The following is a 14,780-nucleotide window of genomic DNA, read 5'->3' on the forward strand; positions in this document are numbered from 1 at the left end:
CCCTCGCCCCGCCCCCCCCTCCGCCTCCACCGCCCCCACCCCCCCCCCCCCCCCCCCCCCCCCCCCCCCCCCCCCCCCCCCCCCCCCCCCACCGCCGTACTTCCTCCGCCTCATGACCGGCCCAGCTGACCTAGGTGGCCCAGCTGACCTACGTGGCCCAGCTGGCTTAGGTGGGCCGGGTGGGCCGGGTGGTTCAGCCCTGAAGCAGCTTCTTCACCGCGGCGGCGACCCGGCCGCCCTCGGCCTGGCCGGCCACCTTCGGGTTCACGATCTTCATGACGGCACCCATGGCTCGCGGCCCCTCGGCACCGGCCGCCTTCGCCTCTTCCACGGCCTGGGCGACGATCGCGTTCAGCTCCTCGTCGGACATCTGCTTGGGCAGGTAGTCGGCGAGCACCTCGCCCTCCGCCTTCTCGCGCTCCGCCGACTCGGGCCGACCACCCTGCGCGAAGGCCTCAGCGGCCTCCCGGCGCTTCTTCGCCTCACGGGTGATCACCTTGAGGATCTCGTCGTCGGAGAGCTCCCGCTTCTCCTTGCCCGCGACCTCCTCCTTGGTGATCGCGGCGAGCGTCAGCCGGAGCGTCGAGGAGCGGAGCTCGTCGCGCTCCTTGATCGCGGCGTTGAGGTCGTCCTGCAGCTTCGACTTGAGCGTGGTGGTCATGCGGTCGATTGTCGCAGGTGTGCCGGTCCGAACGCCCGCTGATTTCAGGGACGCCGGCCGCGCGACGGGGGCCGGCCGGTCTCTTGGCACCGCCGGGGTCTGACACGATGGTCGTATGCGCGCGCGATACGGAGTACCCCTGGGGATCATGGCGGCAGGAGCCGCCGGGCTGGCGTACGCGGCGGGCTTCGAGGCCCGCTCCTTCCGCCTCCGACGAGTGACGGTCCCGGTCCTCCCGCCGGGCATACGGCCGCTGCGCGTGCTCCAGGTCTCCGACATCCACATGGTGAGCGGTCAGCGCAAGAAGCAGCGGTGGCTGCGGTCGCTGGCGGGCCTGCGCCCGGACTTCGTGATCAACACGGGCGACAACCTCTCCGACCCCGAGGGCGTCCCGGAGGTCCTGGACGCGCTCGGCCCCCTGATGGAGTTCCCGGGCGCGTACGTCTTCGGCTCCAACGACTACTACGGCCCCAGACTCCGCAACCCCGCCCGCTACTTGCTGGAGAAGACGAGCGGCCGCCACGGGCTGAACGGCAACCCGCCGGCGGTCGGCGTGATCCACAACCCGTGGGAGGACCTGCGCGACGGCTTCGACGAGGCGGGCTGGCTGAACCTGACCAACACGCGCGGGGTCCTGAAGGTCGAGGGCGTCTCGATCGAGCTGACGGGCCTCGACGACCCGCACATCAAGCGGGACCGCTACGCCCAGGTGGCGGGCGGCCCCTCCGGGACGTACGACTTCTCGCTCGGCGTGGTCCACGCCCCGTACCTGCGCACACTGGACGCGTTCACGGCGGACGGCTATCCCCTGATCCTGGCCGGCCACACCCACGGCGGCCAGCTGTGCATCCCCTTCTACGGCGCGCTGGTCACCAACTGCGACCTGGACACGGACCGCGTGAAGGGTCTCTCCACCCACAAGGCGGACGGCCACACCTCCTACCTCCACGTCTCAGCAGGCTGCGGCACCAACCGCTACACCCCGGTCCGGTTCGCGTGCCCACCGGAGGCGACGTTGTTGACCTTGGTGGGGCGCAAGTAGGGGCAAGGGGCGCAGGGGGAGTAGGGACGCAGGGGAACTAAGGGGTGTAGGGGAGGCGTCGGGGCCTCAGTGCCTGCCGGGTCTCCGTGCATGGTCTCCGTGCCGGACCTCAGCACCGGGCCTCCGTGCCGGGTCTCAGCACCGGGCCCCGTGCCAGGCCTCCGCACCGTGGGCGGCGTACCCCATCCGGAGTACAACAAATCGCCCCGCCCCTCCCCCGCTCCTAGCGTGAGGGCATGACCGCCCCGATACCCAGGGACATCCCAGACCTGCCCGCGGTCCCGGCCCCGCCCCTGCTGCTGCCCTCCCCGGTCCCGGCGACGGCGGTGGTGGCGCCGGTCCGCCGCCCCATGGTCGCGCTCTTCCGCCTCCTTACCGCTCTGGCGGCGGCCGGCGGCGTAACACTGGAGCTCCTGCTGGGCCCGCCGGCCCGCACCCTCGGCTACTTCAGCGTCCAGGCCAACATCATGCTGGCCGTCGTCATGCTCCTTTCGGCGTCGAGAGCCGAGCGGGCCCGGCGCCCCCTCCCCTCCTCCGTGACAGGCGCCACGCTCCTCTACGCCCTGGTCACGGCCCTCGTCTACCACCTGCTCCTGGCCCACACGACGCCCCCGTTCTCCATGACCGGCGCGACGGCGGCCCCCCAGCGCTGGCACGCCCAGTGGGCGACCTTGCAGATCCTGCACACGCTGACACCGGCGGCGGCCCTGCTGGACTGGCTGGTGCTCACGCCATCGGCCCGCCTGCGCCTCCGCCAGACGGCCTCCTGGCTCCTCTACCCCCTGGCCTACCTGGCCTTCTCCCTCACCCGAGCGGCGCTCCTCGCCCCCTCGAACCCCTCCCGCTACCTCTATCCCTTCCTGGACGTGGCCGCCCACGGCTACCGCAGCACCCTGGCCAACGCCCTCCTCCTGGGCCTCGGGATCTACGCCCTGGCCGTCCTCCTCGTGGCCCTGGACCACACCCGCCCGACCCCCGTCCGACGCCGGGTCTAAACCGGATTTCGTCTACGGCCACCAGTGGGCTAAAGTAAACGACGTCGCCGCGAGAGCAGCGACATCGGGGTGTAGCGCAGCTTGGCAGCGCGCTTCGTTCGGGACGAAGAGGTCGTGGGTTCAAATCCCGCCACCCCGACAGAGAAACACCAGGTCAGGCCGGGTACTGAGAGATCAGTACCCGGCCTGACGTGTCTCTAACGGGCCCCTCTGGAGAAATCCTGGAGAAGATCTTGAAATCGTCTCCACCTAGCCCGCTACTGGCGAGCGCTCAGCAAGATGAGCCGCCGACTGGTGAACTGATCGACTGAGGACCCCTGAGCGCACGAGTGGGCCCGAGCGACTAGCTATTGCCCGGACCCACTCGGTTGGATCACACGATGTGAACGCGCTCCAAGGTGCCGTCCTCGTCTCGTAGGAGCACTTCCTTGCCGTCGTCCATCTGTTGGGCAAGAAACGCATAGACCTGTACGGCACGGTTGATGACGTCCGTCTTGGACAGGCCCGTGATCCTCATCAGCACAGCGACGGCTTGGACGGCGGTCGCAATCAAGGTCACGGTGAAGCGCTCGTTCTCACGTACGGCCTGCAGGCCGGTCTGACGAGCCACCCGATCATCCTCTCTCTATCGTCCCCCAGTCTCGTTCCTTGATGTCAGGCCGGGCGCGCCTGACCCACGCCCGAGCGGCTCCCCAGCACTACCTGACGATCACCATCATCGCATGGATGAACCATCCGTGCACCAATCTGGTGTGTCGAGAACACCAAAATTTACTTCGATGGGTGCGTGATGGGTCACTTCCGGAGTATGCTCCCCCGTGAGACCCGGCTCCATCCGGGCTCAGGCAACTCAGCCACGTTCCAGGAAGGGGTGCACAGATGCGCTTGCTACTTCAACTCGCCGCTGATCGTCAGAGGGGTGTGCCCTAGCCAGGGGCACACCCCTCGATCGCGTGGTGAGTCCTGAAGCGACGGCGGCTCGGAGCATCCAGCTCCTTGCAGCCCAGCGCATTGGCCGGATCCCCAGAGCACAAGAGGTGCTCAATTCGGCCGACGGGACGAAAGGATCCACGGAACGTGTCGGATGTCCTTAACCCGGCAGAGTTGCCGGAGGACGAGGGCGAACAGCCCACGGAAAGGGCCCTGGTCCAGATCTGGACCACGAAGGTAGGCCAGCCGGACAGGTCCGCTTTGTGCCTCCCGGAGAATGGACCGGAGCCCAGCCAGGGCGCCCGGTTGAACATCAAGGTGGAGAAGCTCGGTGCCGACGTCGGGATGGAGGTTCCGGCGGCGAACGCCGACGAACTCATTAGCATCTCCCCGTTGCTGCTGGGCATGGTCTTCTCCGCTGCCGGGCCGATCACCCTTCTTGCGTCCACTACGGACCTGAACATGCCGTGGGCGGCGAAGCTCGCCCTGGCGCTGGTCCTGGCGATCGTCCCGATCGTCTTCGTGTTCCTCCGCAACCGGCGCGACGAGGCCTGACCTCAACCGCGCGTTCCCCACCCCTTCTGAAGAACGTGCGCAACCTGTGCCGGCCCCCGTTCCCGGGGGGCCGGCACCCTTCGTTTCCGCTTGAGCCCACGAAGGCTCCACCGACCACTTCGTCTCCAGACATCGCCCTACTTGCGGGCCTTCAGCAACGCGTCCAGAGCTGCCACGGGCGAGTCGGGGCTCATCACCCGACGTGCTTCCAACGCCTCCTCCCACATCTCGGTGAGCGCGGTCATCAGCGCCTTCCGCATTCCGGCCGTGATGTGGTCATAGCGGGACTGCACGGAGCCGTCCTCATGGCCCATGCGTTCGTCCATGAGCTTCGGCGGGGTCCCCGCTTCTCTCATGAGGGTCTTGTGAGTGTGGCGGAGCCCGTGGGGTATCAGGCGCAACTGCCGCTAGGCTCCCGCCTCATGGGAACCCCCTGGTCCTCCGTCATTGCCGGGACGACGGCCGTCTTCAGCGCCGTTGCCACGGGTGGCGCCTGGATGGCGGCGCGTCGCGCGAACTCCACGGCTGAGGCGGTCGCCCGCATCGAGCGGGATCGCTGGCACGCTGACCTGACGCCCCAATTCCGCGTGACGATCGAGCGGACCGAGGGTGACCGCGCCACGCTCAGCGTGCACCTGGCCGGGCCGCTGCCCTTGGGCTACCTGGACACGATCCGCCTTGAGGTGATCGCGAGCGACGACATGGACCGCACGCCCCGGCTCGCTGGGGGACCCACCCAGGAGCAGGTGGACGCGCAGGTGTGGGGCCCTCTGCGGTTCGTGCCCCACGTGGACGACGCCGACGGAAAACGGGCAGGTGATCTCGGGGCTCTCGCTGCGGGTGGGTGCTGGCCGGCCTCTCGCGCTGGAGCGCACGCGGCCACCGTTTTGGCAGGAGGGCAACGACCGGGAGGCGCGGTGGCGGGTCCAGTGGCTCAACATGCCCATGCGCCTGGTCCTCACCTGCCGCAGGGACGGCTTCGAGCCGTGGATGGTCCCGTACGAGGTGGAGGTGCCGCAGGCGCCGCGGGTTCGGCACTTCTAGTCGCGACCGGCCCTCGGTGTTGCGTTAGCCGCCGTGCCTACGCCATCGGTAGAAGAGTCGTTCGCCGGGCTCGTTGGTCAGAACAACGCGCTGTCCAAACACCACCCAGAGGTCAACACCGTCGTTCTCTGCGAGCACCTCGAAGTTAGAGGCGCTGTAGAAAGCTGGCAGCAGCTCGCGATCGGAGTGGAACTGCCCGTACAACAGTTCGTATCCGCACTGCCAATAGACCTCACGGCACCGCCGAAGCAGAGCTGAGCCAATGCCTGAGTGACGGCTGTTGTCGGCGACCGCCAACCCCTTGATCTTGGCAATGGCCATGTGTCCCAGGAACACGTCTTTCTGCTCCAACCCCTCGCCAGCGAGATTGAGGAGAAATGACGTCGGCGGATGAGCCAGCAGTGCCCCCACAACCTGCCCTGTCGAGTCGACAGCGACCAAGAGGAGCCCCAAGCTGGCGGAAAGACTGCCCCACGATGGCTCGGGCGACTGGAGCACAACTGCAAGATCCCGGAGGATCGCGTCGTGACCGTGGTCAAGTGCCCGCGCCAGGGTTGCGCCTATCAGACCCATCTCCAGCCCCTGTAGCACTGCGGGCTCCGGTTCCTCGCCTGAGAGTCGCAGTAGCTCTACTGCGGCCGGCCCCTCTTCAGGGCGCGCGAGACGGATGGTTGTCCCCTGGGGGCCTCCCCACCCTTGCGTCAGCCGGTGCGACGTTCCCCGCCACCCACCAGAGCTTTGAACCCGCTTTGACTTGCTTCGTCTCTTGGCCATGCGACAGTACGTGCCCACGCTTGGGGGAGCCCGCACTCGATTTCCAGCCGATGCCGGGTAGTCGGCCCGGCGGTCTCAGTCGTGGTCTCGTTTGCCGTTGACTCCGAGGTGATCCGGCCGCATCCGTTAACGTCCGGCACGCCGTCTGACCAGGGGCGTAAGCAGCATGGCGGACGGCGGCGGACACCTCTGGACCAAGATCAGACAACTCGTAATTCGGAGATCGTCGATGTCCTGACTGATCACTCCCCGCTGCCCGGATCCTGTCGTGCCTTGTCCAACTCCTCCAAGAACCTGGCGGTGCGCAGGGTGTCGGGGTGGTCTTCGCCCAGTACCCACCGCCGTCGGGTCAGGGTGTCCTTCCCCAGGGCGCGGGCCTCCTCAGTCTGCCCCAGATCCGCCAGGTCGATGGCCAGGTTGGAGGCGCTGTGCAGGGTGTCGGGGTGGTCTTCGCCCAGCACCCGCCGCTGTCGGGTCAGGGTGTCCTCCCTCAGGGCACGGGCCTCCTCCGTTCGCCCCAGCGACGCCAGCCAGATGGCCAGGTTGGAGGCGGTGAGCAGGGTGTCGGGGTGGTCTTCACCCAGCACCCGCCGCTGTCGGGTCAGGGTGTCCTCCCCCAGGGCACGGGCCTCCTCCGTTCGCCCCAGCGACGCCAGCCAGATGGCCAGGTTGGAGGCGGTGAGCAGGGTGTCGGGGTGGTCTTCACCCAGCACCCGCCGCTGTCGGGTCAGGGTGTCCTCCCCCAGGACGCGGGCCTCCTCCGTTCGCCCCAGATCCGTCAGCCGGATGGCCAGGTTGGAGGCGGTGAGCAGGGTGTTGGGGTGGTCTTCACCGAGCACTCGCCGCTGTCGAGTCAGGGTGTCCTCCCCCAGGGCACGGGCCTCCTCCGTTCGCCCCAGCGACGCCAGCCAGATGGCCAGGCTGGCGGCGGTGAGCAGGGTGTCGGGGTGGTCTTCACCCAGCGCCTGCCGTTGCCGGGTCAGGGTGTCTTCGCCCACGGCGTAGGCCTCCTCGGTCTGCCCCAGATCTGCCAGGTCGATGGCCAGGTTGGAGGCGGTGCGCAGGGTGTCGGGGTGGTCTTCACCCAGCACCCGCCGCTTCCCGGTCAGGGTGTCCTCCCCCAGGACGCGGGCCTCCTCCGTTCGCCCCAGCGCCGCCAGCCGGATGGCCAGGTTGGAGGCAGTGCGCAGGGTGTCGGGGTGGTCCTCACCCAAAAGGCGGCGCCGGCGCTGGAGGGTGTCCTCGTCCAGGGCGCGGGCTCGCTCGTGGTCCTGGGTGTCGTCGTAGGCGCGGGCGAGGCTGTGGGCGGTCCACAAGGTGCCTTCGTGGTCCGGGCCGAGTTGCCGTAACCAGGTGTGGTGCAGTTGCTGGAGGCGGTCTCGGGCGGTGCGGGCCTGGCCGCGGTCCAGCAGGTACCAGCAGGCATCGCGGACGATATCCCGTCCCGCCTCGGTGGTGATGAGGGCCGGGTCCACAGCGAGGAGGTGGGGCAGCAGCGTTCGCCAAGCGGGCCAGGTCGAGGGACGCCCGACAGACCCGGGGTCGGCCGCGGTCAGGAGGGCTTCGGCGTCCCGGCTCGCCTGCCGGCGTTGGTCGGGCGTGAGCTGGTCGCGCAGCACCGTCTGGGTGAGGCGGTGCAGCTCAATGGTGCCGTCCTGGGCCCGGGCCAGGCTGTGCCGAGTGATGGCACGCAGCGCTGCACTGCCGGCCAGACGGGTAGCCAGGGCGTCGGCCAGGGGCGCGGAGGCGGTGTCGGGGAGGTGGCCGGCGCAGGTGGTGACCGGGAAGGGTTCCGGGGCCAGCAGGCTGAGCGCGGACATGAGGGCGGCTGCGCCGGGGTGGTCGGACTCCAGGCGGGTCGTGGTCAGACGGACCTGTGCGGCCAGGGAGACCGGGTAGCCGGCGGGGCGGCCCTCGGCCAGAACTTCGGCCGTGCTGCGGGCCAGTTCGGCGCTCAGGTCGGCGCCGGACAGACCGTCGGTGAGAAGGGCGGCGGCCTGGGCGAGAGCGAGAGGAAGGTCATCGAGGGCCCGGGCAAGATGGTCGGCGTCGGTGTCGCTCAGCACGGCGCCGTGGGCGTGCAGCAGGGCGAGGGATTCGGCGCGGGTGAAGACGTCGACGTTCAGCGGGCTGGCGTGCGCCTGCCAGTGCGGGCTGCGAGAGGTGATCAGGACGTGGCCACCCCCACCCGGCAGATAGGGGGCCAGGACCGCAGGGTCTTCGATGTTGTCGAAAGCCAGCAGCCAGCGAGAGCGGGTGCGCAGCTCACCCAAGAGCGCGTCCACGGCGTCGGCGGAGGGGACGTCGGCAGGTGCGGCGCCGATGCGGGTGGCGAACTGGGCGAGTTGATCGGGGATCAGGGCGGGTTTTTCGGCGGCGATCCACCAGGCCAGTTCGTACTCGCCGGCGAAGCGGTGTGCGTATTCGATGGCGAGCTGGGTCTTCCCGACTCCGCCCCGTCCGTGCAGGGCCTGGACGGCCACGCGACTGCTGGCCGCCAAGGTCTGACGGAGCCGGACGAGGAGGGTGTCGCGGCCGGTGAAGGAGGCGTTGCGGGCGGGCAGGTTCCACACCCTTGGCAGCGACCCGGGCAGGCGGGGCCCGCTGCCACCCAGCTGCCGCAATGCGCCGGGAAATGCCGGTCGAGCGGTCGGCCGACGGGGGCCGTTGACCGCCTCCAACAGCACCCGGCGGGCGGCCTCCTCGCCCAACTCGAACAGATTCGGGGCAATGAGGGGGCGCAGGATCGGTGGCGAGACGACCTCGGCCACACACACCGGGGTGACCTTCTCCTTCATCGCCACGATGGCAGTCCACTCGGGCGTGGTGAACCGCTCCGGCTCGAAGTAGGCCGGGGAGAACAACGCCAGAAACCGCCCGCGCTCCAGAGCGGCGTTCATCTTCAGGACGAAGTTGTCACCCGCACCCCAGTCCCAGTAGTCCAACTCCACTTCGTGCCCGGCATCGAGCAACTGCCACGCCACCCACTCCGCCCAGGCCCGATCCGCCCCCGCATGGCTGACGAACCACGCGCCGCCAGGAGTCTCAACGCCGTTCATCCCGTCCCCCGCGTCCAGTCACACAGCTGAAGCCCCGAGCCTAGAACTCCCCGCCCTCTGACCGCCCACGTTCGCCCACACCCATCCACAGGCCGTCAAAGAGGGCAGGCCTCCGGACCGTACCGACCGGCGGAACGTCTACTAAGAAGGATGGTGAATGGTCCGCAAGGGCCCCTGGTCTCAGTTGCAGTCTCAGTTGGTGCTGGATGCGAGACGGTTCGCTCTCGTCCACGGCCGTCCCGGATGTTGGCTGACCAGGTGCTCAGATCTCGCCGCTGACACCCGCGGACGCCCCCGGACCAAGATCGGACAACTCGTAATGCGTGGCTCTTGCCCTTGCCCGCCCGCGGTCCGTGACGCAGCTTGGCGGGGGGCATACGCGGTGAACCCGGTGCGCAGCCTTGCCATGCTGCCATGGAGAAATCCTGGAGACGATCTTGAGATGGCGGCTTCGGAACACCATCGGAGACCGACACACCCCGACACTCTGACCTCCATCTTTGCCATGCGTCCCAGGTCGGTGATCTTCCAGGGCCTAATTCGGGACGAAGAGGTCGTGGGTTCAAATCCCGCCACCCCGACAGTGAAGTACCAGGTCAGGGGCCTGATCCGTGAGAGCGGATCAGGCCCCTGTTGGTTTGAGTGACTAACTGCGTGACTATGCGCTCCGATACGTTCCGCACACGCAAGCCATCGCAGACAATCTGGCCCTCGGGACGCCGCATGCCGCTAGTGCGATGCCCCCAACGTTGCAGGGACTCAGGCGTCAGACCGAACAGGTCGGCCGCGACAGGTGTCTTTCGAGGTTCATCCGGCTCCGCGCGGCCGAGGTTCCACGAATCATCTAGCCCGCCGTCGTGAGGACCGTTGAAGTAAGTGCCATCACTTCAACTGCACCACCTTGCACCTTGCGTGATCTTCTGGCGCTGGGTAAAGCGGGTGTCGCAGGTTCGAATCCTGCCGGAGGCACCAGCCAAAAGGCCCCGGACCGATCATGGTCCGGAGCCTTTGACATCTACGGGGGCGATCACCCGCGATCGGGCGCCTCTTCCTGAGCAGCCCGTACCCAGCATGGCGTAACCCCTCGTGCATCGGTGCTGCATGCATGGTGACGTTGGGACTGCATTGGTGGCAGTAAGTCACTGATTCACAGCCCAGCGTGAGAGAGGGAACCCTGCCCATGCCTCCGATCCCACTGAAACCTGGCGTCTACAAGCTTCACGCCCACATCGTTGGCCCAAGCTCCTTGGTGACTGCCACCGAGTACGCCGTGAAGTACGGCGCCCCCGTCATCACCGACCGCCTCAATCCCCTCCCGATCGAACAGGAGTGGGTCATCGAGCCCGTCGAGCCGGAGCCGGGAGCGCCCTACATGATTCGCCTCGCCGCCCACGAGATCGCGGGGCTGGTGATCGCCGAGGACAAACTCTGGGTCAACAGCGTCCCCAGCAGCGAGTGGGCGAGGTTCACCTTCGAGCCGGTTCTCGGCGGCGTCAAGATCCTCTCGGAGAAGGGCCTCGCCTGGTCCGCTAGTCACCGCGGCGCACAGATCGAACTCACCCCACCCAAGCCCGAGTTCCAGCAGACATGGTCCCTGGAATTCGTGCGCCCGACCGACGAGTAGCACGGGAAGGCCTGGTGCGACCGGCGTTGGGCCAGCAGACCCTGGGCCCTCTCTGGGCCGGCCGGTGCCACTACTCAAATCCTTCGAACCGGCGTAGGGAATGGTGAGTGTCTAACTGCGTGACAACGCCGGCGGACAGCGACGGACAACCGCGCACACCTGCGGACCATCACAGCAGGTGAGAGACACACCAGCCCAAGATCGAAGGCCTGGGAAAGTTGCTTCGGGACGAAGAGGTCGTGGGTTCAAATCCCGCCACCCCGACAGTGAAGTACCAGGTCAGGGGCCTGATCCGCTTAGTGGGTCGGGTCCCTGAGTCGTTCTGGGGGCCATTGTGGGAGCCATTCGGGAGCCCTCTTCGGAATGCGGCTCTCCTGGCAGCCACTCTCCGAGGTCAGGAGCTGGTCGGCTCACGTCGCCCGACGGTCGGCTACTCCCCATCGTCGGGCTCAGCGGGCGGCGGCACCGCATAGTCGTGGCCGCTGCCAGTCCAGCGCCCCACGACCCGCCACACCTCGTAGTGCAGGAGCCACTCCGAGACCCACGGCAGGATCGTGTGTGGAAGGAGCATGTCCTCCTTCCACTCCACAGGCGGATGCAGGTACAGGTCGCCGTCGGCACAGACAGGCGGCAAGGCGGTGCACGCGGGTGCAGGGCCAGGGGCGGGTCGATGACCACACGCCGCCGTCGATGAGGCGCGCTCCGTCCAACGGCATCGCAGGCAGGTAGGTCGGCGCGGCAGAGGTCGCGAGTGCGACGTTCACAGCCTTCTCGCGCCAGTCCCGCTTCAGGGTGGGCAGATTCGGAGCCGTGCTTCGCCCACACCAGGTGCCGGATACCACGCATCCGGCTGCGATCCCGGAAGATCCGCGGGCCGTGATGTGGGTCGACGGCACCCTGGCGAGGAGGATAGCCGTATGACCATTTTTCGCTGCGTGAACTGCCAGCAGCCTCTAACCAGCGAGGTGATGCCGGGGGAACCTCTGCGAGGTCCCGAGCGACCGCCTGGCAATGAGGTCGCTCCGCCACGGATGGCCCCAGGAACCTTCAAGATCAATTTTGATGCCAGCCTTCTGATCTTGCACCCGGACGACGTTCCTGGGACAGCGTTTCATCCCGATCCTCGGCGCCTCGGTGGTTGCTGCGGTCCCGCTGGCCAGGACGGCCCCAACCTCGTCTGTATAGGCTGCGGCGCCGAAGTCGCGACGAAAGAGTCTGACTGCTGGACCGACAACCTTGTAGCGCTGATCGCCGCCGCAGCAACTGAAGAGCCAAAGGTCCTGTAGGGCCGCAACGCCCTCGCGAGCGGCGCCGACCGCGTGGGCAAGCCGCATTCACTCACGTGGCTTGAGGCGGACTTGCACCCCCTCGATCATTGCCCCCCACTCCTCACCCCGTGACAGCGCCTTTCGCCCTTCATCGAGCATGCGCACCTTCATGCGGTCCGCGGCGCCCCTCAGTGCCTTCCACTGAGAGTCAGACCCGAAGACCCGTCGTGCGCGCTCAACGGAGATGTCAACGGCGCGGACAGCTGCCATCACGTCTTCCGCTTCCTCGCCAGCGCTGCCGACACCTTTGAGCGACCAATCGATCCACACACTCACCCTGCGACAGTCTCACTCCACCCCCATGGTCACCACGTGCCCCGGCCCAAACGGGGGCCGTCTCCGGGTCGTCGAAGGAACGCCCTCGACGGCGGGCCGGCTGTCGAGCAGCGTGTCCACCGTCAGCGTTCCTGCCGACGTGCCGATCAGCCACTCCGCGAGAGTGATCCCTTGGGCCCAAAGCTCTCCCTGGTGGTTGCACCACATGCGGCCCGCGGGGTCGCGGAAGTCGATCAGAGACCAGATGGTGCACCCCCAGTCGTAGACCAGCACCAGGCCGGCGGGGATGCGGCCGGACGGATCTGGTCCGTCCCGGTACAACTCGGCGATGTCGTAGAAGTCGCCTTGGGCGTGGCCCCCGCTCACGCCCAGGATGCCGTCGTCCGGCCCGAATCCTCCGTTGGCCACTTCGCTGTACAGACGCCGCAGGAGCGGAGGCGTCCGAAACCCGATGACCTGTTCCGCCTCGGCGATAGCATCCGACCCTGCGGGCGGGGGCAGGGTTCGTGTCCGGGTTACAGCACGCACCATCTCCACGACCTCGTCATCAGTCACCGGCTCACCCTCTCAGCCCGGAGAGAGGGAGGGCAGTGCCCTTGGGGGCCGTGATGGATGTCGGCATCAGCTGATTAGCAGCAGGTACCAGCCACATCACGGAAGCCAGGGCGGGCAGCACGTAGACAAGCAGTGGCGTGGAGCGGCCGCGTGGTCGGCACGTGGCCACCGTCTCGGCGTAGTCCGGGAGCTGCGCAGCCGTGCGGCGGCTGATCGCTCGGCAGTATGTGAAGTGACGGTGGCCCACTTGCAGCCAGATCATCGTGAACGCGATCCCGAATGCTGCCAGAGACGGTTTTCTGCGGCCCGGCGTTCGTCGGTCTCTCCGAGTGGGTCCGCCCATGCGAGCATCCTTCCCCCTGCACGGGCTGGAACCACCTCGTCCGGGCAGAGGCGCGGCGTGAGTGTTTAACGGTTCAAATCCCGCCACCCGACAGTGGCTTTGTCCATGAGAACGGACAGCAGATATTCACGGCCGGCTCAGTGGTCGCCCATGGGTGGGGGCACGAGGCGTGGCAGTGGCTGATGCCAGTCTCCCAGCTTCGTGAGGAGAAACTGGCGAGCGAGAGAACGAATGTCGTCCCACGCCGAATCTGTGGCCAGAGCGTTGTCCCAGGGGCCAACGCGGTGGGTGGCGTCGATCTCGCCGATGCGACGGCCGATGGCCCGAAGACGACGCTGATCCTCAGGCTCGAGGGCTCCGCGCTCCGTGAGCCCTTCGGACACGCGGCACATGAGCTCCACCTCTTCAACGACGTCCTTCGTCTCCAGCTCACGCTCGCCCAGCCAGGCAAGTTGATCTTGGGTGTCGGCCGCCAGGAGGGCCGTAATGCGCAGCGTCCAGGTGCGCAGGTTCGCGTCGCCGAGATGGTTCATGCGTGCATGATCGCACCCAGCTCCCGCAATCGTGTTCGGGACCGCGGAAGGCGGCAACGGCCCGCGTGGCGGTCGCGGAGGGTTGAAGCGGAATTACTGCTGCTGCAATCGAACAGTGCCAGACGGCGGCGCCTCCCATCGTCCCGAACATCTGCTGTCCCTCGGAGTCCACTCGTCGGCGTTGATCCCGTCGATGCCCTTGAGCGCTGGCGGAAGGCGCGGCGGACGTTGGCCGCATCGAGGGACTTGCCCACGGCCGAGGAGAAGACGAGCCCGGGACTCCGGACGGCGATGTGCGGGGGCTCGGCGGATCGAGGTCCGGCCGGCCTTTCACTTGGTCGGCAACGGTCCCCACGTACGGAGCCATGACGGCAAGCACCTCATCCCAGCGGGACAAGACTTTCCCAACTTCATCGAGACCCGGCTGCGCTCCGGTCGGCGCGGGCTGCGCCGACGCGCGCCCTGGAGAGGGTTGGCCGGCGGCATGAGGTCAGAACGCGAGGCATTCACGATCATCACCATGAGACCGCATGATGGTCTGCTATGGATCTCTCCGGAGTCGCGGCCATCCTTGCTCTCGCTGGTATTCCGGTGAGCGTGCTCATAGCCAGGTGGCAGATGCGAGCCATGTTGGCCCAGGCCGAGAGCAGTCATCGCGCGGCCTTAGAGGCAGCTCAACTCACGCAGCAAGGCGCGTTGGAGGCGGTACGCGCTCAGTCTGAAGGCGAGCGCCACCGTTGGTTGACCGAAGCGCGTCGAGCTTCCTATCGGCTGTTCCAGCACTCACTGGCTGAGTTTCGGCGGACCATCATGTCCGATGAGGTCGACATGGTGCGGCTGAGCGAGGCGTATTACGGAGTCCATGACACCGGCCACGAAATGGCTGAGGTTGGACCGGACAACGTCACCGGCCTCGCTTCGAGGCTGACAACCGAGTGCGAGCTCGTTCGACACGACATGGCGCTAGGGCGCGTATCGAGTCGTGATCAGTGAGTGGTGCTGGTGAGGTCTTTGATCCAGATCATCGAGGCGCGCAGGTGGAGGCCGGCGAGGTAGGTGTC

Annotated in this window: 14 protein-coding genes, 1 tRNA gene and 2 pseudogenes; 7 read left to right on the plus strand and 10 right to left on the minus strand. The window is 67.5% G+C overall.

Annotated features, from left to right (window positions below; all coding sequences use genetic code 11):
* Positions 1-193: 193 nt before the first annotated feature.
* Entirely contained in the window at positions 194-661 is a 468-nt protein-coding gene (locus tag ACZ7HQ_RS34355) for a GatB/YqeY domain-containing protein (RefSeq protein WP_470998653.1), read from the minus strand.
* Between the two features lie 115 nt (positions 662-776).
* Here ACZ7HQ_RS34355 and ACZ7HQ_RS34360 point away from each other — a divergent pair, with 115 nt between their 5' ends.
* The 3 genes from ACZ7HQ_RS34360 to ACZ7HQ_RS34370 all read left to right on the plus strand — a co-directional run bounded on the left by ACZ7HQ_RS34360 (position 777) and on the right by ACZ7HQ_RS34370 (position 2,837).
* Positions 777-1,703 (plus strand): metallophosphoesterase, encoded by a 927-nt coding sequence (locus ACZ7HQ_RS34360; RefSeq protein WP_470998656.1) that lies wholly within the window; start codon positions 777-779, stop codon positions 1,701-1,703.
* 236 nt (positions 1,704-1,939) lie between these two features.
* Entirely contained in the window at positions 1,940-2,698 is a 759-nt protein-coding gene (locus ACZ7HQ_RS34365) for a Pr6Pr family membrane protein (RefSeq protein WP_470998659.1), read from the plus strand.
* A gap of 65 nt (positions 2,699-2,763) precedes the next feature.
* A tRNA-Pro gene (locus tag ACZ7HQ_RS34370) sits at positions 2,764-2,837 on the plus strand.
* A gap of 234 nt (positions 2,838-3,071) precedes the next feature.
* Here ACZ7HQ_RS34370 and ACZ7HQ_RS34375 read toward each other — a convergent pair.
* On the minus strand, positions 3,072-3,308 hold the full coding sequence (locus ACZ7HQ_RS34375; protein ID WP_470998662.1) for a hypothetical protein: 237 nt from the start codon (positions 3,306-3,308) through the stop codon (positions 3,072-3,074).
* Positions 3,309-3,775: 467 nt separating this feature from the next.
* On the opposite strand from ACZ7HQ_RS34375, the gene ACZ7HQ_RS34380 reads away from it, so the two are divergent.
* Positions 3,776-4,183 carry a hypothetical protein gene (locus ACZ7HQ_RS34380; protein WP_470998665.1) on the plus strand — a complete coding sequence of 136 codons (408 nt, stop codon included), beginning with the start codon at positions 3,776-3,778 and terminating at the stop codon, positions 4,181-4,183.
* Between the two features lie 137 nt (positions 4,184-4,320).
* On the opposite strand, the pseudogene ACZ7HQ_RS34385 reads toward ACZ7HQ_RS34380, so the two are convergent.
* Positions 4,321-4,578: pseudogene (locus ACZ7HQ_RS34385) on the minus strand (tyrosine-type recombinase/integrase); the annotation flags it as partial.
* 421 nt (positions 4,579-4,999) lie between these two features.
* On the opposite strand from ACZ7HQ_RS34385, the gene ACZ7HQ_RS34390 reads away from it, so the two are divergent.
* Positions 5,000-5,227 carry a hypothetical protein gene (locus ACZ7HQ_RS34390; RefSeq protein WP_470998668.1) on the plus strand — a complete coding sequence of 76 codons (228 nt, stop codon included), beginning with the start codon at positions 5,000-5,002 and terminating at the stop codon, positions 5,225-5,227.
* Between the two features lie 24 nt (positions 5,228-5,251).
* Here ACZ7HQ_RS34390 and ACZ7HQ_RS34395 read toward each other — a convergent pair whose 3' ends face one another.
* Entirely contained in the window at positions 5,252-5,800 is a 549-nt protein-coding gene (locus ACZ7HQ_RS34395; RefSeq protein ID WP_470998671.1) for a GNAT family N-acetyltransferase, read from the minus strand.
* Between the two features lie 443 nt (positions 5,801-6,243).
* Positions 6,244-9,060 (minus strand): FxSxx-COOH system tetratricopeptide repeat protein, encoded by a 2,817-nt coding sequence (gene fxsT, locus ACZ7HQ_RS34400; RefSeq protein ID WP_470998674.1) that lies wholly within the window; start codon positions 9,058-9,060, stop codon positions 6,244-6,246.
* 1,249 nt (positions 9,061-10,309) lie between these two features.
* Here fxsT and ACZ7HQ_RS34405 point away from each other — a divergent pair.
* Positions 10,310-10,684, plus strand: coding sequence for a hypothetical protein (locus ACZ7HQ_RS34405; RefSeq protein ID WP_470998677.1), 375 nt, complete (start codon positions 10,310-10,312; stop codon positions 10,682-10,684).
* Between the two features lie 430 nt (positions 10,685-11,114).
* Here ACZ7HQ_RS34405 and ACZ7HQ_RS34410 read toward each other — a convergent pair whose 3' ends face one another.
* The 5 genes and pseudogenes from ACZ7HQ_RS34410 to ACZ7HQ_RS34430 all read right to left on the minus strand — a co-directional run.
* Positions 11,115-11,255: a type II CBASS E2 protein gene (locus tag ACZ7HQ_RS34410; protein WP_470998680.1), complete on the minus strand. Its 141-nt coding sequence runs from the start codon at positions 11,253-11,255 to the stop codon at positions 11,115-11,117.
* Between the two features lie 763 nt (positions 11,256-12,018).
* Positions 12,019-12,288, minus strand: coding sequence for a hypothetical protein (locus ACZ7HQ_RS34415; protein WP_470998683.1), 270 nt, complete (start codon positions 12,286-12,288; stop codon positions 12,019-12,021).
* A 12-nt stretch (positions 12,289-12,300) separates the two neighbouring features.
* Positions 12,301-12,843, minus strand: a complete 543-nt coding sequence (locus ACZ7HQ_RS34420) for an SMI1/KNR4 family protein (RefSeq protein ID WP_470998686.1) — start codon at positions 12,841-12,843, stop codon at positions 12,301-12,303.
* A gap of 480 nt (positions 12,844-13,323) precedes the next feature.
* Positions 13,324-13,719 (minus strand): hypothetical protein, encoded by a 396-nt coding sequence (locus tag ACZ7HQ_RS34425; protein WP_470998689.1) that lies wholly within the window; start codon positions 13,717-13,719, stop codon positions 13,324-13,326.
* 144 nt (positions 13,720-13,863) lie between these two features.
* Positions 13,864-14,053, minus strand: a pseudogene (locus tag ACZ7HQ_RS34430) (site-specific integrase); the annotation flags it as partial.
* 209 nt (positions 14,054-14,262) lie between these two features.
* On the opposite strand from ACZ7HQ_RS34430, the gene ACZ7HQ_RS34435 reads away from it, so the two are divergent.
* Positions 14,263-14,712 (plus strand): hypothetical protein, encoded by a 450-nt coding sequence (locus ACZ7HQ_RS34435; protein ID WP_470998692.1) that lies wholly within the window; start codon positions 14,263-14,265, stop codon positions 14,710-14,712.
* Positions 14,713-14,780: the final 68 nt, after the last annotated feature.

The organism is Streptomyces sp. NPDC037290 (assembly GCF_055603245.1).

Excerpts from the sequence above, each read along its gene's own strand:
- ACZ7HQ_RS34435 (WP_470998692.1), top strand. The coding sequence starts at position 14,263 with ATGGATCTCTCCGGAGTCGCGGCCATCCTTGCTCTCGCTGGTATTCCG.
- ACZ7HQ_RS34425 (WP_470998689.1), bottom strand. The coding sequence starts at position 13,719 with ATGAACCATCTCGGCGACGCGAACCTGCGCACCTGGACGCTGCGCATT.
- ACZ7HQ_RS34395 (WP_470998671.1), bottom strand. The coding sequence starts at position 5,800 with ATGGGTCTGATAGGCGCAACCCTGGCGCGGGCACTTGACCACGGTCAC.
- ACZ7HQ_RS34365 (WP_470998659.1), top strand. The coding sequence starts at position 1,940 with ATGACCGCCCCGATACCCAGGGACATCCCAGACCTGCCCGCGGTCCCG.
- ACZ7HQ_RS34410 (WP_470998680.1), bottom strand. The coding sequence starts at position 11,255 with ATGCTCCTTCCACACACGATCCTGCCGTGGGTCTCGGAGTGGCTCCTG.
- fxsT (WP_470998674.1), bottom strand. The coding sequence starts at position 9,060 with ATGAACGGCGTTGAGACTCCTGGCGGCGCGTGGTTCGTCAGCCATGCG.
- ACZ7HQ_RS34360 (WP_470998656.1), top strand. The coding sequence starts at position 777 with ATGCGCGCGCGATACGGAGTACCCCTGGGGATCATGGCGGCAGGAGCC.
- ACZ7HQ_RS34355 (WP_470998653.1), bottom strand. The coding sequence starts at position 661 with ATGACCACCACGCTCAAGTCGAAGCTGCAGGACGACCTCAACGCCGCG.